Source organism: Halomonas nitroreducens (assembly GCF_003966155.1).
GTDB lineage: Bacteria > Pseudomonadota > Gammaproteobacteria > Pseudomonadales > Halomonadaceae > Halomonas > Halomonas nitroreducens.
The window spans coordinates 42934-59364 of sequence record NZ_RXNS01000012.1 but is presented as its reverse complement, the minus strand read 5'-3'; the positions used below and the strand labels follow the sequence as shown (position 1 = coordinate 59364).

Genomic DNA, 16431 nt, shown 5'->3' with positions numbered 1-16431 from the left:
TCCATGGCCGCTTACCCCAACGTGAACGCGGCGCAGAAGTACGCGCGCGACGTGGTGGCCGGCCGGATCGTTGCTTGCCGCTTCGTCAAGGCGGCCTGCGCGCGACACCTCGATGACCTGAAGGCCGCCAAGGCCAAGAGCTACCCCTATCGTTTCGACCGCGACCTGGCCGAGCGGGTGTGCCGCTTTATCCAGCTGTTGCCCCACACCAAGGGCGAGTGGGCCCGGGGCTTCAAGCGGATCGAGCTGGAGCCGTGGCAGCTGTTTATCTTCGCCGTGGTGTTCGGCTGGGTGCGCAAGACCGACAAGACCCGGCGCTTTCGCGAGGTCTATGTCGAGGTGCCGCGCAAGAACGGCAAGTCGATCCTCGCCGCCGGGGTGGGGCTCTACGCCTTCTGCGCCGACCAGGAGTACGGCGCCGAGGTCTATTGTGGCGCGACCAGCGAAAAGCAGGCGTGGGAGGTGTTCCGCCCGGCCATGAAGATGGCCAAGAAGCTGCCCGACCTGCGCAAGCACTTCGGCGTGGTGACCTGGGCGAAGAAGCTGGAACGCACCGACGGCAGCGTGTTCGAGCCGGTGATCGGCGATCCGGGCGACGGCTCGAGCCCGTCGTTCTCGATCGTCGACGAGTACCACGAGCACCCCGACTCGCGGCTCTACGACACCATGATTACCGGCATGGGCGCGCGCAACCAGCCGATGATGTGGGTGATCACCACCGCCGGCTATGACGTCGCCGGGCCCTGTCATGAGATGCGCGAGCGCCTCGCCGAGATGCTCGACGGCGTGACCCAGGACGACGAGCTGTTCGGCATCATCTACACCATCGACAAGGGCGACGACTGGACGAGCGAGGCTGCGCTCTACAAGGCGAACCCCAATATCGGCGTGTCGGTGAAGCTGGATTACCTGCGCAGCCAGCAGGCCCGGGCGGTGGCCCGCGCCCGCTACGCCAACCAGTTCAAGGTCAAGCACCTGAACGTGTGGGTCACCTCGCGGGCCGGCTATTTCAACATGGAAGCGTGGCGAGCCTGTGAAGATGTCACGCTTACCGCCGCTCAGTTCCGCGGCGAGGACTGCGTGCTGGCCTTCGACCTGGCCCGCAAGCTCGACATGAACTCGATGGCTCGGCTGTTCACGCGGGTGATCGACGGCAAGGTGCATTACTACAGCGTTGGCCCCAAGTTCTGGGTGCCCGAGGACACGGCCTTCGACAACGACGACCGGCGCCTCGGCGAGCGTTACCAGGGCTGGATCGAGGCCGGCGCGCTCGAGGCGACCGACGGCTGCGAGGTGGACTATCGCGAGATCCTCGAGAGTGCCAAGGAGGCCAACCTCGAGACCCCGGCCAGCGAGTCGCCGATCGACCCCCACGGCGCCGCCAACCTATCGCATCAGCTCGACGACGAGGGGCTGACGCCCATCACCACGGTGCAGAACTACACCAACCTGTCGGACCCGATGAAGGAGCTGGAGGCGGCGATCGTCGCCGGGCGCTTCCATCACGACGGGCACCCGATCATGTCCTGGTGTATCGGCAACGTGGTCGGCAAGCACCTGCCGGGTAACGACGACGTGGTGCGGCCCATCAAGCAGGGCGACCACAACAAGATCGATGGCGCGGTGGCCCTGATCATGGCCATCGGTCGCGCGATGCGGCCCGACGACAGTGACGACCTCTCCGACCACCTCGAAGAACACGGCATTCGGACCCTTTAAATGAAATTTATCGACAAGTTACTGCGCCGCAAGAGCACGGCCATTAGCACGTCGCAGGCCCTCGCCGAGGAACTCGGGGTGACCTATGACTCGGTCAGTGGCCGGCGGATAAGCGGCAATCAGGCCATGCGCCTGACCACCGTTTTCGGCTGCGTGCGCGTGCTCTCCGAGTCGGTGGGCATGCTGCCTTGCCGACTGATGGAGCAAGGGGCGAAAAGTCGCAACCCCGCCACCAGTCACCCGCTGTATCGGCTGTTGAATGTCGCCCCCAACGACTACATGACTGCCCAGGAGTTCTGGGAGCTGCTGGTGGCCTGCCTGTGCCTGCGGGGCAACTTCTACGCCTACAAGGTCAAGGGGCTGGGCGGGCGAGTGTCGGAGCTGCTGCCGATCGATCCCGGCGCGGTGGAGCCCAAGCTCGACGAGCGGTGGAGGCCGGTCTATCGCGTGACCTTCCAGAACGGCAGTCAGGACGTACTGAGTCAGGATGAAATCTGGCATGTGCGGCTGCTGACGCTCGACGGCCTGGTCGGGCTCAATCCGGTGGCCTATGCCCGCGAGGCCATCGCCCTGGGCCTCGATACCGAGGAGCACGGCGCCCAGCTGTTCCGCAACGGGGCGGTGACCACCGGCGTGCTGTCCACCGAGCAGACCCTCACCGACAAGGCGTATGCGCGACTGAAAAAGGATTTCGAGGAGCGCCACGGCGGCCTGGCCAACAACCACAAGCCGATGATTCTGGAGGGTGGGCTCAACTGGAAACCCATCTCGCTGAATGCCGAGGACAGCCAGTTCCTGCAGACCCGCCAGTTCCAGCGCGACGAGATATGCGCGATCTACCGGGTGCCGCCGCACCTGGTGGCCAACATGGAAAAGGCCACGTTCTCGAACATCGAGCACCAGGGGATGAACTTCGTCAATTACTCCCTGGTGCCGTACCTGACGCGCATCGAGCACCGGGTACAGGTCGGCCTGCTGAGGCCCGAGGACCAGGCCCGCTATTACGCCAAGTTCAATGCCGGGGCCCTGCAGCGGGGCGACCTCAAGGCCCGCTATGAGTCCTACGGCCGTGGCATCCAGTGGGGGATTCTCAGCCCCAACGAGTGCCGCGAGCTCGAGGATCTCAACCCCCGCGAAGGCGGCGACATTTACCTGACGCCGACCAACATGACCACCAAGCCGGAGGCCGGCAACCGTGACGACCCGGAATGACCGAGAGCGGCGGCAGGCGCGCGAGCAGCGGGCCCGCCGCCCCGCGCTGAACCGTCAGGCCATCCAGGGCGGACTGGCCCAGCCAAGCCGCCACCATGACCTCGAGGACAAGCAATGAACACCAAGCAACGCTTCGACGCGCCGCTCAAGATCAAGGCCGTCAACGATGCCGGCGAGTTCGAGGGTTACGGCTCGATCTTCGGCAACCAGGACAGCTACGACGACGTGGTGATGCCCGGGGCCTTCCAGGCCAGCCTGGCCCGCTGGCAGCAAAAGGACCGCCTGCCCGCGATGCTCTGGCAGCACAACATGCAGGAGCCGATCGGCGTTTATACCGAGATGAAAGAGGACGAGAACGGCCTCTTTGTGAAGGGTCGCCTGCTCGTCGACGACGACCCGCTCGCGCGTCGCGCCCATGCGCACATGAAGGCGGGCAGCCTGTCCGGGCTGTCGATCGGTTACATGGTCAAGGAGTGGGATTTCGACCGCGACAAGGACGTGTTTCTGCTCAAGGAGGTCGATCTCTGGGAGGTCTCCCTGGTGACCTTCCCGGCCAATGACGAGGCCCGGATCTCCAACGTCAAGAATCACCTGGAGCGGGGCGAGCTGCCCCGGCCCAGCGAGTTCGAGAAGGCCCTGCGGGAGGTAGGGCTTTCTCGGTCTCAGGCCAAAGCCTTCATGGCTTCCGGCTACAGCGCCATCCAGCCGCGAGATGCGGAGGCGGAAAAAGCGCTTTCCTACCTCAAGTCCCTATCGGATCGAATGCAATAAGGAGCCTCCCATGGCTGTGGATCATAAAGACGTCGCCCAGGTCGCCGAGGAGCTGGGCCAGCGCTTCGACGAGTTCAAGAAGTCCAACGACAAGCGCCTCGAGGCGATCGACGCCGAGAAAACGGCGCTGTCGGAGAAGACCGAGCAGCTCAACGGCAAGCTGACCGAGCTGGACAACCTCAAGGCCGACCTAGAGGCCGCCCTCAAGGAGGCCAATCGCCCCGGCAAGCCCGGTGCCAGCAAGGAGGTTTCCGAGCACAAGGCGGCGTTCGGCAGCTTCATTCGCAAGGGTCGCGAGGAGGGGCTGCGCGAGCTGGAGCAGAAGGCGCTGAACATCACCACCGACTCTGACGGCGGCTTTGCGGTACCGGAGGAACTCGACCGCAATATCCTCGACCTGCTGCGCGACGAGTCGCCGATGCGCCAGGTCTGCAATCAGATCACCGTCAGCACCTCGGATTACAAGAAGCTGGTCAACCTGGGCGGCGCCGGGTCCGGCTGGGTCGGCGAGACCGCGGCCCGTCCCGAGACCGGCACGCCGACCCTGGCGCAGGTCGCCGCCTACATGGGCGAGATCTACGCCAACCCCCAGGCCAGCCAGACCAGCCTCGACGACCTGTTCTTCGACGCCGAGGCGTGGCTGAACGCCGAGGTGGCGCGCGAGTTCGCCGAGCAGGAAGGCGCGGCCTTCCTCAGCGGTGACGGCGTCAACAAGCCGAAAGGCATTCTGGATTACGCCTTCGCCACCACCGGCGACGCGGCGCGCGCCTTCGGCACCCTGCAGGAGATCCATTCCGGCGTGTCCGGGGACTTCGTGGCGGATGACCTGGTCAAGCTCGTCTACACGCTCAAGAAGGGCTACCGCGGCAACGCCGGCTGGATGCTGCCGATGCTGACCCTGTTCAAGGTCCGCACCATGAAGGACGCTCAGGGCAACTACATCTGGCGTCCGGGCATCGAGGCCGGCCAGCCGTCCAGCCTGCTGGGCTACGCGGTGAACGAAAACGAGGACATGCCGGCCGTGGCGGCCGATGCCCATGCGGTGATGTTCGGCGACTTCCGCCGCGGCTACACCATCGTGGACCGCATCGGCACCCGGGTGCTGCGCGACCCCTTCACCAACAAGCCGAACGTTGGCTTCTACACCACCAAACGGGTCGGCGGCATGCTCACCGACTCCCAGGCGGTCAAGGCGCTGACCCTCAGCGTGTAAGCGGCGGGGCGCCTGCGGGCGCCCCTCCCTTTCGGATCACTCAAGGAGGCAAGCATGCCCTGGATCAAAGTCGAAAAGCCGTTCCCGTTCTCGCCGGATGGCAAAAGCGTCGTCGAGATCGAGGCGGGGGAGCAAGAGGTGTCGGAACGCTGCGCCGAGGTGGCCGTCGAGCACCTCGAGGTGGCCACCCGGCTGGAGAGTGCCCCGACCCCTGCCACGTCTACCGCGGAGTCGGAGACGTCCAGCGAGGACGAGGCCGCCGAGGCTGGCGAAGCGGAGGCCCCGGCCGCGGAGGAGAAGCCGGCCGCCAAGTCGGCCGCCAAGAAGACGCAAGCCACTAAGCGCTGAGGGTCGCCATGCTCGAGCTGGACATTATCAAGCAGCACGTCCGGCTCGAGCCGGACGACGTCGAGGAGGACGCCCTGCTCGACACCTACGCCACGGCGGCCCAGCGGCTGGTCGAGAACCGCACCGGGCGCAAGCTCTATGCCACCGCCGGCGAGATCCCCAACGACCCCGAGACGGGCGAGCCGATCGAGGCCGGCCTGGTGCTCGACGACGACCTGACCACGGCCATGCTGCTGCTGGTCGGGCACTGGTACGAGAACCGCGAGAGCGTGGTGCTCGGCACGATCGCCAGCGACCTGCCGATGGCGGTGGATGCCCTGATCGGGCCCTACAAGCACTACAACGTGTGAGGCCGATATGCGAGCCGGCAAGCTACGCCACCGGGTGACGCTGGAGTTCTACCAGCGCCTGCCGCGCACCCCCTCGGGGGACACCCCGAGCGATTGGGTGGCCGTCGATACCGCCCGGGCCAGCATCGAGCCGCTGCGCGGCCGGCTGCTGCTGGCCGCCCAGGAAGCGCAGAGCGAGAGCACGGCGCGCATCCGCTTGCGCTGGCGCCAGGACGTCGCCGACGCCACCGGCAAGACGCTTCGCTTTCGCTACCGCGGGCGCGTGTATCGCGTCGATGGCCGCCCGGTCGACCCCGACCTGCGCGGCCGCGAGCTGGAGGTGATGGTGCATGAGTGGGTTTAACGTCCAGGTCAGCGGGGCCGGCTTCGAGCAGGCCCGGCGCGACATGGCCGGGCTGGAGCACAAGCTGCAGCACGGCGCCGTGCGCGCCGGCATGGTGCGGGCCATCGCGCCGGTCAAGAAGACCGCCAAGGCCAACGCGCCCAAGGACTCGGGCGACCTGGCCCGGGCGGTGGGGCACCGCTCGTTGAGCAAGCGCGCCAAGGGCCGGCTCGGCCTCGGCGCCGATACCGTGGCCCTGCTGGTGGGCACCAATCGCCGCGTGGGCGGCCGCTGGCAGGGGCGAAAGGGCCTCTGGCAGGAGCACGGCACCGAGCACATGACGGCGAATCCGTTCCTCGGCCCGGCCCTCGAGCAGCACCAGAGCGGCTTTGGTGGGCGCTTCTATGCCGGCCTGAGCCGCTACCTCGACCGCAAGGGGCTACGCCCATGATCGACACCATTCTCGCCGCGCTGGCCGGTGCCGGCGTCACGGCCTGGCGCTCGAGCGACGCCGACCCCAGCCGCGCCGACACCGGCCCCGGGCTGGTCGCCCTGGTCGACCCGGTGGTGGCGAGCGCGCTGTGGCCGGTCCAGCTGCCCAACGACGCCCCCGACACCAACGGCGTGTACAGCCTCGCCGCGCAGGGCGACATCGAGGTCGACGGCTACCGCCTGGGGCGCGTCGATACCTATGTGGTCAGCCTGCGCTCGCCGACCTTCGACCCGCTGCGCGCGATGACCGACGACCTGGTCGAGCGGGTGGCGGGCCATGCCGGGCTGGTGAGCTGGGAGATCACCGACGCGGCCACCGACTACGAGTTCGACCCCCGCCAGTACCGGGCTCACTTCGAGCTGCAGGCCACCAGCCTGGCCACCGCGGCTCCGGCGCTGCCGGCGGCCTTCGTGCATCCGGTGCAGGCCGACGCCGAGACCAACGCCCTGGGCACCTGCGACGTGCGCCAGACCGTGAGCGAGCACCTGGCGGTGGTGCTGGTCGCCGAGCAGGACGGCATCGACGCCCAGCGCGCCCAGGTCCAGCAGGCGCTGCTCGGCCTCGAGGCGGCCGACGGCGTGGCGCCGCTGGAATACGCCGGCGGCCAGCGCGTGGCGGTGTCCGGCCGCCATGTCTACTGGCGCGAGCTCTACCGCTATGCCCGCCTGATCCGTTCCACCTGACCCCAGGAGATTCCCATGCCCAACCACGGCGGCCGCTACGAGATCCGTCGCGGCAAACGCGTGCTCGTCGAGCGTACCGACGGCCCGCAACCCGACCCCCGGCGCTCGGCTACACCCGCCCGCAAGCCGGCCCCCAAGACCGATGATGTAAAGGAGTCCAGCAATGGCGAAGAAATGGCGTAAGCGCTATGCCGTGGCCAAGATCGAGAGCGCCTATGGCACGCCGAGTGCCGACATGACCGGCGCCACCATCCTCGAGGTGGTGATGCTCGACGGCGGCAATCCCTATGCCGGCAATACCGTGGAGCGCGAGCGCATGCGCGACGGGCTCGGCGGCTTCGAGCAGGTCAATACCGGGCCCTATGTCGAGCGCACCCTGCGCCTGCCGCTGGCTGGCCAGGGCACCGCCGGCGAGGCGCCGGCCTATGGCCCGCTTCTGCGCGCCTGTGGCATGAGCGAGACGGTCAACGTCGGCACCGACGTGGTCTATCAGCCGGTCAGCGAGAACCACGAGAGCCTCGAGCTGTGGTGGATCGAGGACGGGCAGATGCAGCACATCAGCGGCGCCCACGGCACCCTCACCATCAGCGCCGACGCCCAGGGCCTGCCGTATATCGAGTTCAGCTTTACGGGGCTGTACAAGAAGACCGAGGCGGCCGGGGACGCCAGCGTGGCCACCCAGGCGGTGCAGGCCAAGGAGGTGCCGGTCAACAAGGCCAACACCACCGCGGCGATCGACGGGCATAGCGCCTGCCTGGCCTCGCTGTCGCTGGACGTCGGCAACCAGGTGGAATACCGCAACCTGGTCAACTGCGAGTCGGTGCATATCACCGACCGCGGCGTGACCGGCACCGCCAACATCGAGGCGCCGGACCTCGCCACCAAGGACTATTTCGCCGCGGTCGAGTCGCACAAGAGTGCCGGCGTCAACCTGGTGGCGGCGACCCTGACCCACGGCACCGTGGCCGGCAATATCGTCGAGCTGGCCGGCACCCATGTGCAGCTGTCGAGCATCTCGCCCACCGACAACCAGGGCATCATGCACTATGACCTGGGGCTGCGCTTCCTGCCGGACGGCAGCGCCGACGACGACTTTACGCTGACCTTCAAGTAAGGCCCGGCCACCACCCCTCGCGCGCCGCCCGCCCGGGCGGCGCGCCTGTTTCCGATCGACAAGGAACCGTTATGACCTTCGTGCTCAAGAGCGTGCCCGACATTACCGTGCCGGTGACCATCCAGGTGCCCGGCGAGGCCGAGGCCAAGACCATCGAGGCGCGCTGGCGCCTGCACCCGGTGAGTCGCACCCAGGAGCTGCTCGAGCAGCAGCGCCTCGGGGAGCTGACCGACGAGGCCCTGGTCGGCCAGGATCTCCTCGGCCTCGAGGGCATCACCGACGAGGCCGGCGAGGCCGTGCCGTTCTCCGACGAGCTGGTCGCCCAGCTGCTCGACATTGCCTATGTGCGCCGCCCCCTGGTGCTGTCGTGGTTCGCCGCCCAGCAGGGCCGCGCGGAGGCCGCGGCAAAAAACTGAGGGCCGCCGGCCGGTGGTGGGCGGGCGCCGGCCAGGTGGAAGACACGCGCGACAGCGACGCCCAGGCCCTGGGCATCACCCGCCCGACCCCCAGCGAGCCCGAGACCTTCGGGGTGTGGGAGGAGCATTGGCCCGCTCTGCGGGTGTTCCTGGCCTGCCGCACCCAATGGCGGGTGATCGCCGGCATGGGCGGTGCCGTGCATCAGGGGCTCGATTACCCGGCGCTGGAGAGCGTGATGCGCATGCAGGGCGTCGAGGACGCCGCGGCCATGCTCGAGCAGGTCCAGCAGCTGGAGGGCGGCGCCCTGGAGGTTATCAACGGCAACTAGCGCGGCTCGCGATCCAGCGGCGTCTGCATTAGAGTTTCCGCAGTAATCGCCGATCGAGGAGGGGCGTGTGGTCATTCTCTTGTTTGCCATCCTGCTGGTGCTGCTGTATGCGACCGGGCTGCTGCCCGGGGTGCTCAAGGCGGTGGCGTTCCTGCCGGGCGTGCTGCTGGTGGTCTATCTCGGCATCGTCTACGGCTGGGGCGTGGTGGCGGCCGGCGTCGCCGGCGCGGTGCTGCTGGCCGCCCTGAGCGTCTATCTCACGCTGCGCGTGGCCAACCGTGAGCCGCCAGCCCGGAAAGTGTCGCCGGAGGCGATCGCGGCGCGTGACGCCGCCCGCCGGGCGGACAAGGACGCCCGCAAAGAGGAGGCGATGCGCCGTCAGCGAGAGATCACCGACGGCCTCTGACCCTTTCCCTTCATTCACTATCGCGAAAGCCCCGCCACCGAGCGGGGCTTTTTCGTGCCCGATCGTCGAGGTAGCCCATGGCTAGCCAGTACAAGGCCGGTCTGATCATCACCGGCGACGCCAGTGGTGGCATCAAGGCCATTCAGGCCACCGACAAGCAGCTGCAGGCCCTCAACCGGGACTTTACCCAGGGCGGGCGCAAGGCGCGCCAGTTCGGCCAGGACGCCAACCGGGCCGGCAACGACGTGCGCGGCCTGACCCAGAACGTGCATTCCGCGGGGGAAGGGCTGGCGGTGCTCAAGCGCGCCGCGGTGCCGGTGGGCGCGGCGATCGCCAGCATGTTTGCCGCCGGCAGCCTGCGCGCCCAGGTCGACTTTGCCGACCAGCTGCAGAAGATCAACCTTCGCATTGGCGCGAGCACCGAGGCCCTCAGTCAGTACAACTATGTCGCGAGCCTCAGTGATGTGCAGTTCAAGGAGCTGACCACCGCGTGGCAGCGCCAGAGCCGCCGGGTGGCCCAGGCCGCCCAGGACACCGGTGAGGCGCAGGAGGCCCTGGCCGCGCTCAACCTGGACGCCGGCGAGCTGGCCAAGCTGGCACCGGAACAGCAGTTCGAGCGCATCGCCGCGGCCATGAACGGCGTGGCGAGCGAGGCCCAGCGGGTGGCCCTGGCCCAGAAAATCTGGGACAGCGAAGGCGTCAAGCTGCTGCAGATCGTCAACCAGGGCACCGACGCCATCGCGCGCATGCGCGCCGAGGCCGACGCCCTGGGGCTGACCATCAGCCAGCAGACCGCCAACGACATGGCCACCTTTAACGACGAGATGGCCCGCCTGTCGTTCGCCGCCGAGGGCGTGTCGAAAACCCTGCTGGCCGAGGTGGTGCCGGCCATGACCGACGGCCTGCAGGCGACCAGCGCGTTCCTCGCCGAGGCGGGCGGGGCCGAGGCGGTGCTCGGTGAGCTGGTCGACATAGGCGGCGCCCTGGCGCTGGTCTATGGCGGCAAGCTGGCGCTGGCCATCGGCGCCAAGACCGCGGCAACCATCAAGGCCGCAGAGGCCAGCATGGCCGCCGCCCAGGCCGATGTGCGCGCCACCCAGGTGGGTGTGGCGCGGGCCGCCGAGAACCTGCGCGTGGCGCAATCCGAGCAGGCCGCGGCGCAGCGCGCCCTGGCCAATGCCCAGGCCACCACCGCGGCCACCGGCAGCACCACCAACCGCACCCGGGCCCTGGCGGCTCTGGCGGTGGCCAACCAGAAGGCCATGGCCGCCGAGGCGTCGCACACCGCGGCGGTCAACACCCAGGCCGCGGCGATGACCCGGGCCAGCGTGGCGGCACGCGGGGCCAGCATGGCGGTGCGAGGCTATTCTGGCGCTATGATGCTGCTCGGCGGTCCCGCCGGCGCGGCGATCCTGGCCGCCGGTGCGGTCTTCTACTTCCGCGACGAGCTGGGCCTGACCATCCCCACGGTGGACGCGTCCGCAGCGGCCGTGGCCCAGCTGACCGGCGAGCTGGACGGCATGAACCGGGCCACGGCCGAGGCCAAGCTCACCCAGCTGACCACCCAGCTGGCCGACCTCAAGGCCGCCGCCGAGGAGACCGGCGAGGCATACCTGGCCGTCGGCCAAGACGACACCGGCGCCGGCGGCTTCCTGGGCGCCGACGTGGCCGGCCAGGTCGAGCAGATCCGCGAGATTGGCGAGGCCGCGGGGCCGGCCCGCCAGGAGATGGCCAACGTCGAGGAGGCCATCGGGCTGGTCAAGGACCGCCTCGAGCAGCTCGGCGACGAGGGCGAGCGCACGCCGCCGACCCTGACCAAGATCGGCGACGCCGCGAAGGAGGCCGAGAAGGCCGCCCGCGAGCAGGCCGACGCCCTCGAGGCGCTGCGCCAGGCCATGAACCCGATGCGCGCCGAGGCCACCACCCTGGCCGAGCGCGTCGCCGTGCTCGACCAGGGTCTGGCCGATGGCACCGTGGGCGTGGTCGAGCACGCCCAGGGGCTGGCCTGGGCCGCCGAGGAGTACATGCGCGCCGCCACCGGCGCCGAGGAGTACGAGAAGCGCACCGAGGCCCTGGTGTCGCAATACGACCGATCGGCGCAGAAGGCCGCGCAGCTCGAGCAGGCCCTGGCGGATCTCAACGAGCGCTACCGGGCCGGCGAGCTGGAGGGCGGCCCCGAGCAATACCGGCGCATGGTGGCCGCCATTCGCGAGGAGATGGCCGAGCTGTCCCGCGAGGCCGACCCCATGGCCCAGGAGATGGCCCGGGCCTGGGAGGAGGCGACCAAGCGCATCGACGCCACCTTTGCCGACGCCTTCCAGGGCGCGTTCGAGTCGTTCGACGACTTCGCCGACCAGCTGCTCGACGGCTTCAAGCGTCTGCTGGCCGAGCTGGCCTATCAGGCCACCCTCAAGCCCATTGTCTTGAACATCACCGGGCAGATGGGCGGGACGCTGGGCATTCCCGGCACCGGCGGCGGTATGGCCGGTGGTGGTGGCATGGGCGGCACCGGCAAGCTGCTGTCGACGGGCAAGCAGCTCTATAACGGCCTGACCGGGGGCGGCGGCATCGCCTGGACCGGGGCCAGCAACGCCGCCTATAGCGGCGGCTTCGCCGGCTCGGCCACCAGCGGGATGGGGCAGTCGGGCTTTATGGGCGGCTCGACGGCCAATTTCCAGGGCATGAATGGGCTGGCCTCGGCCGGCGCCGGTTATGTCGGCACGCGCCTCGGCGGCGAAGTGTTCGGCGAGACCCAGACCGGCCAGCACCTGGGCACCGCCGGGGCGCTGATCGGCACCTACTTCGGCGGCCCGGTGGGCGCGGCGATCGGCAGCTTTATCGGCAGCTCGATCGGCTCGGCCTTCGCCGACAAGTACGCCGGGGAGAACCCCACCGGCACGCTGAAAACCGTCAACGAGTACGGCGCCGCCGGGCGCAGTGGCTTCGAGCGCGAAGCCGTCGCCGAGTCGGCCCTGGGCCGGGTGGGCTTCGCCCGCGAAAGCCGTGACATTGACACGCTTTTCGGTGATCGCGACAACTTCGAGAACGCCAAGAAGTTCGCCCAGCAGGTCGCCGCCACCGACAACGCCATCGCCCAGCTGGCGCGCAGCGAGGCCGAGCTGGCCGAGATGCGCGAGGCGGCCGCCGACCAGGGCCTCTCGAGCATGGACGACCTCGAGGGGCGCTATCGCGCCATCCTGTCGAGCCTCGACGGCACCTATGGCGACTTCGTGGCCAGCCTCGAGGGCGGGGTCGAGGCGATCGTCGCCCAGGCGGTGCCGGCCCGTCAGGCCCTGGTGCTGCTCGCCGACGGCGTGGACGCGCTCAACCTGCGCTTTCGCGAGGGCTCGGTGGCGTCCTACCGGGCGGCCGGGCACCTGGCCGAGCTGATGGGTGGCGTCGAGGCCCTGGCCGGGGCCCAGCAGTCCTATTACCAGGCGTTCGTCGGCGAGGCCGAGCGGCGCGCCAACCTCGAGGCCGACCTGGGTGACGCCTTCGCCGAGCTCAACCTGGAGATGCCCGACACCGCCGCGCAGTTCCGCGACCTGGTCGAGGCGCAAAACCTGATGACCGAGGCCGGCCGCGAGCAGTATGCGGCGCTGCTCAAGCTCGCCCCCAGCATGAGCGAATACCTCACGGCGATGGAGCAGCAGCACGCGCAGATGCGGGGCTTTATCGACTCGCTGCTGCTCTCCGACCAGTCGACCCTCGACCCCGGCGAGCGCCTGCGCGAGTCGCAAGCGCAGTATGCCCAGCTGCGCGACGAGGTCCGCCAGCTGCGCGCCGAGCGGTCCCGCGATGCCGGCCAGGCCGCCGACCAGCGTGCCCAGCAGCTGCGCGAGCAGCAGGGCATCCACCGCAACACCCGCAACCCTGTGAGCACCGTATGACCGACGCCGACTATGCGGCCTGGCTGGCCGACCACGCCGCGCCGCGGGTGGTGCTGTGCGAGATGGAGCACGGGGCGGGGACCGAGTTCCTCGCCTCGCACCCCTATATCTCCCGGCCCACCGATGCGGTGCCCAACCGGGTGTACGACGACCTGCTCGCCGAGGCCATCGACATCGAGACCCGTGCCGATGCCCGGCTGTCCTTCGGTGAGGTACGCCTGGTCAATGACGGCGCGCTCGACGCCTGGCTGGGCTATGCCTGGACGGGCCACGCGATCCGCCTCTATCTCGGCGGGCCGGGCTGGTCACGCGACGACTTCCGACTGCATGCCCGGGGCATCAACCAGGGCATCAGCGGGGCGCGCCGCGGCGAGCTGGTGTTTTCGATGGTCGACCAGTCGGCGCGGCTCGACGAGCCGCTCGACACCGGCACCCTGCCGCTGGGCGGCGGCCCGGTGCCGCTGGCGCTGGGCAGCGTCTACAACGCCCCGGCCTATCGGGTCTCGACCACGGCGCTGACCTATCGGGCGTCCTACTTGGCGGCCACGGCGCTGACGCCCAAGGAGCTGGGGAACACCGTGCCACACACCGACGACCTGGCCGGCGGCGCCTTCACCCTCGACAACGCCCCGGGCGGCGCGCTGACGGTCGACATTCAGCAGGCCGACGACACGCCGGCCGAGGTGGTCGCCTGGGTCGCCGCGCAGTACGGCCTGACGGTCGCCGAGAACGGCCTGTCCGGCTACACCGTCGGGCTCTACTACGCCGGCCCGGTGAGCGGCCGGCAGATCCTCGACGACCTGTGCCGGGGACAGGGCGGCTACTGGTATCTGGACGCCCTCGGCCAGCTGGTGGTGCGTCAGCACCAGGTGCCCACGGTGGCCGAGCTGACCCTGGCGCCGGATGACGTGCTGTTCGGGAGCCTCGAGCTGGTCGAGACCCAGCAGCCCTGGGCCTCGCTCACCCTGCGCTGGGGGCGCAATGCCGCCCCGCTGCGCGAGGTGGCCGGGACCATCGAGGCCAACGACGCCAGCGAGGCCGAGCGCCTCAAGCGCGAATGGCGCGAGTCGGTGGCCACCCAGGCGCTGCCCGACTACCCGCTTGCCGAGGAAGTCACCCGCGCCTCGCCGCTCAGTGTGGCGGCGGACGCCGCCACCGAGCGCGACCGGCTGCTGGCGCTGCGCGCGGTGCGCCGTGACGTCTGGCGCCTCGAGGCGTTCCTGCCCGAGGCCGACGTCGGCCAGGCCATCGCCGTGGAGGTCGGGGCCCTGTCGGGCCGGCTGGGCCGGGTGATCGCCGTGCGCCGCTCGCCGACCCGGGGCATCACGACACTGGAGGTATGGGTGTGAGCAACCGCCTACGCATGATCCTCGACAACCTGCACGACCCGGCCACGCTGACGGCGACCTCGGAGGCGCTGCCGGTGGCCCATACCCAGCGCACCGGGCGGGCCTATGTGTGGCGCTCGGCGGATCTCGCCGACCAGGTGATCACCGCCACCCTGGCGACCCCGGCTTTCCTCGAGGCGCTGGTGATCTACCGCCACAACCTCTCGGCCACGGCCACGGTGCGCGTCGAGCTGCTCGACGACACCACCGTGGTGCATGACACCGGCGCGGTCACCGTCTCGGGGCTGATCGCCCTCGGCGACTTCCGTTTCGGCGTCGACCCCTGGGGCGCGACGCTGACCGATGACCTGCCGATCAAGCAGGCGCCGTTCTGGTTCTCGTCCACCGCCGTGACCGGCTACCGGGTGACCATCAGCGACCCCGACAACCTCGACGGGGTCATGGAGATCGGCCGGATCATCGCCGGCCAGGTGGTGACGCCGCAGTTCAACGCCAGCTATGGGGTGGCGCTCGAGTGGCAGGACGCCAGCGAGCACCGCCGCAGCGAGGGCAACTCGCTGCGCACCCTGGGCGGGGGCATCGCCCGGCGACTGTCGTTCGACCTGGCCTATATGGACGCCACCGGCCGGGCCACCCTGTCGCGGGCCTTCCTGCAGGGCGGCAAGGCCGGTGACGTCTATGTGTCGCTCTACCCCGAGACCGGCGGCCTCGACGAGGCCGAGCACGCCTTTCTGGCGCGGCGTGCCGGCAACTACGCCCACACCCATGACTTTTTCAACAACTGGCGAGCCGACGCGCTCACCTTCGTGGAGGTATAGATGGCCACCGTCCCCACGGTCCCCAACTTCGCGCAGTACAACTTTGCGCTGGGCGATACCGATGCCGCGATTACCAAGCAGAACGGGCAGAATGCCGCCCTGGTGGCCTTCGGCGATGACCTGGTGCTGATGACCCAGAGCCTCAACCAGGACATTGACCAGATCGCCCAGGACAAGGCCGACGCCCAGCAGGCGGCCACCGAAGCCGAGACCTACCGCGACCAGACCCAGGAAATCAGCGAGGGCGGCCTGCCGGTGAAGGGCGGCAACGCCAAGAAGGTGCTACGGGTCGCCGACGACGAGCAGAGCTATATCCTCGACGGCCTGCTGCGCTTCGTGGTGCCGGTGGGTGCGGTGATGGGCTTTCCCTGCACCACGGCGCCGGCCGGCTGGCTCAAGCTCAACGGCGCCGAGCTGTCGCGCAGCGCCTATGCCGACCTGTGGGCCTTCGCCCAGGCGAGCGGCAACCTGGCGGGCAGCGAGGCCGGCAAAGATCCGCTGCAGTTCGGCCCCGGCGACGGCTCGACGACGTTCACGCTGCCGGATCACCGCGGCAAGTTCCCGCGCTGGTGGGACGATGGCCGCGGGGTGGATGCCGGCCGCGGCATCGGCGAGTCACAGGGCGACCAGAACAAGGCCCACGACCACGGCGGCAAGAGTGGCAGCGACAGCCATAGCCATAGCGGCACCACCGCCAGCGACAGCCACAACCACTCGGGCAGCACCAGTACCGACACCCACAACCACGGCATCCCGGCGGCGAGCGGCTACAACGACGGTAACAGCTCGGTGGCCGCGAACAGCAAGAGCGTCACCACCACCAAGTCGACCAACAACGACAGCCACAACCACTCGTTTACCACCAACACCGACACCCATAGCCACTCGTTTTCGACCAGCACCGACACCCACGACCACACCATCGCCTCGGATGGTGGCAGCGAGGCGCGCCCGCAAAACGCCCCGCTGCTGGCCTGCATTCGCTACTGAGGGACCGC

Annotated in this window: 19 protein-coding genes; all 19 read left to right on the top strand. The window is 69.1% G+C overall.

The features are described from left to right. Nucleotides 1–3 precede the first annotated feature (3 nt). The 19 genes from EKG36_RS13145 (at nt 4) to EKG36_RS13065 (ending at nt 16423) form a co-directional block, all read left to right on the top strand. Nucleotides 4–1719, top strand: a complete 1716-nt coding sequence (locus EKG36_RS13145; protein WP_126484815.1) for a terminase large subunit — start codon at nt 4–6, stop codon at nt 1717–1719. Then, entirely contained in the window at nt 1720–2931 is a 1212-nt protein-coding gene (locus tag EKG36_RS13140; protein ID WP_126484813.1) for a phage portal protein, read from the top strand. It abuts the gene before it with no gap. Further along, nucleotides 2915–3049, top strand: coding sequence for a hypothetical protein (locus EKG36_RS20960; RefSeq protein ID WP_281274428.1), 135 nt, complete (start codon nt 2915–2917; stop codon nt 3047–3049). Before EKG36_RS13140 ends, EKG36_RS20960 begins: the two co-directional genes overlap by 17 nt. Beyond that, nucleotides 3046–3702: an HK97 family phage prohead protease gene (locus EKG36_RS13135; RefSeq protein WP_126484811.1), complete on the top strand. Its 657-nt coding sequence runs from the start codon at nt 3046–3048 to the stop codon at nt 3700–3702. The genes EKG36_RS20960 and EKG36_RS13135 overlap by 4 nt, the downstream gene beginning before the upstream one ends. A gap of 10 nt (nt 3703–3712) precedes the next feature. Further along, complete coding sequence (locus tag EKG36_RS13130) at nt 3713–4915, top strand: phage major capsid protein (RefSeq protein WP_126484809.1); 1203 nt, start codon at nt 3713–3715, stop codon at nt 4913–4915. A 54-nt stretch (nt 4916–4969) separates the two neighbouring features. After that, nucleotides 4970–5263: a hypothetical protein gene (locus EKG36_RS13125; RefSeq protein WP_126484807.1), complete on the top strand. Its 294-nt coding sequence runs from the start codon at nt 4970–4972 to the stop codon at nt 5261–5263. A gap of 8 nt (nt 5264–5271) precedes the next feature. After that, nucleotides 5272–5613: a head-tail connector protein gene (locus EKG36_RS13120; RefSeq protein WP_126484805.1), complete on the top strand. Its 342-nt coding sequence runs from the start codon at nt 5272–5274 to the stop codon at nt 5611–5613. A 7-nt stretch (nt 5614–5620) separates the two neighbouring features. Continuing rightward, nucleotides 5621–5956: a phage head closure protein gene (locus EKG36_RS13115; protein ID WP_126484803.1), complete on the top strand. Its 336-nt coding sequence runs from the start codon at nt 5621–5623 to the stop codon at nt 5954–5956. Continuing rightward, entirely contained in the window at nt 5943–6386 is a 444-nt protein-coding gene (locus tag EKG36_RS13110) for an HK97-gp10 family putative phage morphogenesis protein (RefSeq protein WP_126484801.1), read from the top strand. The genes EKG36_RS13115 and EKG36_RS13110 overlap by 14 nt, the downstream gene beginning before the upstream one ends. Continuing rightward, nucleotides 6383–7111: a hypothetical protein gene (locus tag EKG36_RS13105; protein ID WP_126484799.1), complete on the top strand. Its 729-nt coding sequence runs from the start codon at nt 6383–6385 to the stop codon at nt 7109–7111. Before EKG36_RS13110 ends, EKG36_RS13105 begins: the two co-directional genes overlap by 4 nt. 15 nt (nt 7112–7126) lie before the next feature. Beyond that, on the top strand, nt 7127–7294 hold the full coding sequence (locus tag EKG36_RS20485) for a hypothetical protein (RefSeq protein WP_185827557.1): 168 nt from the start codon (nt 7127–7129) through the stop codon (nt 7292–7294). Further along, entirely contained in the window at nt 7275–8225 is a 951-nt protein-coding gene (locus tag EKG36_RS13100) for a phage tail tube protein (protein WP_126484797.1), read from the top strand. The genes EKG36_RS20485 and EKG36_RS13100 overlap by 20 nt, the downstream gene beginning before the upstream one ends. Nucleotides 8226–8296: 71 nt before the next feature. After that, nucleotides 8297–8641, top strand: coding sequence for a hypothetical protein (locus EKG36_RS13095; RefSeq protein WP_126484795.1), 345 nt, complete (start codon nt 8297–8299; stop codon nt 8639–8641). Between the two features lie 35 nt (nt 8642–8676). Then, nucleotides 8677–8970: a DUF1799 domain-containing protein gene (locus tag EKG36_RS13090; protein ID WP_221766081.1), complete on the top strand. Its 294-nt coding sequence runs from the start codon at nt 8677–8679 to the stop codon at nt 8968–8970. Nucleotides 8971–9037: 67 nt separating this feature from the next. Beyond that, nucleotides 9038–9376, top strand: a complete 339-nt coding sequence (locus tag EKG36_RS13085) for a hypothetical protein (RefSeq protein WP_126484793.1) — start codon at nt 9038–9040, stop codon at nt 9374–9376. 77 nt (nt 9377–9453) lie between these two features. Next, nucleotides 9454–13266, top strand: a complete 3813-nt coding sequence (locus tag EKG36_RS13080) for a hypothetical protein (RefSeq protein WP_126484791.1) — start codon at nt 9454–9456, stop codon at nt 13264–13266. Next, nucleotides 13263–14615 (top strand): hypothetical protein, encoded by a 1353-nt coding sequence (locus tag EKG36_RS13075; protein WP_126484789.1) that lies wholly within the window; start codon nt 13263–13265, stop codon nt 14613–14615. The genes EKG36_RS13080 and EKG36_RS13075 overlap by 4 nt, the downstream gene beginning before the upstream one ends. Then, nucleotides 14612–15433, top strand: a complete 822-nt coding sequence (locus tag EKG36_RS13070; RefSeq protein WP_126484787.1) for a hypothetical protein — start codon at nt 14612–14614, stop codon at nt 15431–15433. Before EKG36_RS13075 ends, EKG36_RS13070 begins: the two co-directional genes overlap by 4 nt. Further along, nucleotides 15434–16423: a phage tail protein gene (locus tag EKG36_RS13065; RefSeq protein WP_126484785.1), complete on the top strand. Its 990-nt coding sequence runs from the start codon at nt 15434–15436 to the stop codon at nt 16421–16423. The last annotated feature ends 8 nt before the right edge of the window (nt 16424–16431 follow it).

Bases quoted from the DNA above. Each gene is read 5' to 3' on its own strand.
- EKG36_RS13065 (WP_126484785.1), top strand. From the start codon at position 15,434: ATGGCCACCGTCCCCACGGTCCCCAACTTCGCGCAGTACAACTTTGCG.
- EKG36_RS13100 (WP_126484797.1), top strand. From the start codon at position 7,275: ATGGCGAAGAAATGGCGTAAGCGCTATGCCGTGGCCAAGATCGAGAGC.
- EKG36_RS13075 (WP_126484789.1), top strand. From the start codon at position 13,263: ATGACCGACGCCGACTATGCGGCCTGGCTGGCCGACCACGCCGCGCCG.
- EKG36_RS13105 (WP_126484799.1), top strand. From the start codon at position 6,383: ATGATCGACACCATTCTCGCCGCGCTGGCCGGTGCCGGCGTCACGGCC.
- EKG36_RS13130 (WP_126484809.1), top strand. From the start codon at position 3,713: ATGGCTGTGGATCATAAAGACGTCGCCCAGGTCGCCGAGGAGCTGGGC.
- EKG36_RS13120 (WP_126484805.1), top strand. From the start codon at position 5,272: ATGCTCGAGCTGGACATTATCAAGCAGCACGTCCGGCTCGAGCCGGAC.
- EKG36_RS13115 (WP_126484803.1), top strand. From the start codon at position 5,621: ATGCGAGCCGGCAAGCTACGCCACCGGGTGACGCTGGAGTTCTACCAG.
- EKG36_RS13080 (WP_126484791.1), top strand. From the start codon at position 9,454: ATGGCTAGCCAGTACAAGGCCGGTCTGATCATCACCGGCGACGCCAGT.
- EKG36_RS13110 (WP_126484801.1), top strand. From the start codon at position 5,943: ATGAGTGGGTTTAACGTCCAGGTCAGCGGGGCCGGCTTCGAGCAGGCC.
- EKG36_RS13095 (WP_126484795.1), top strand. From the start codon at position 8,297: ATGACCTTCGTGCTCAAGAGCGTGCCCGACATTACCGTGCCGGTGACC.
- EKG36_RS13145 (WP_126484815.1), top strand. From the start codon at position 4: ATGGCCGCTTACCCCAACGTGAACGCGGCGCAGAAGTACGCGCGCGAC.
- EKG36_RS13135 (WP_126484811.1), top strand. From the start codon at position 3,046: ATGAACACCAAGCAACGCTTCGACGCGCCGCTCAAGATCAAGGCCGTC.
- EKG36_RS13140 (WP_126484813.1), top strand. From the start codon at position 1,720: ATGAAATTTATCGACAAGTTACTGCGCCGCAAGAGCACGGCCATTAGC.
- EKG36_RS13125 (WP_126484807.1), top strand. From the start codon at position 4,970: ATGCCCTGGATCAAAGTCGAAAAGCCGTTCCCGTTCTCGCCGGATGGC.
- EKG36_RS20485 (WP_185827557.1), top strand. From the start codon at position 7,127: ATGCCCAACCACGGCGGCCGCTACGAGATCCGTCGCGGCAAACGCGTG.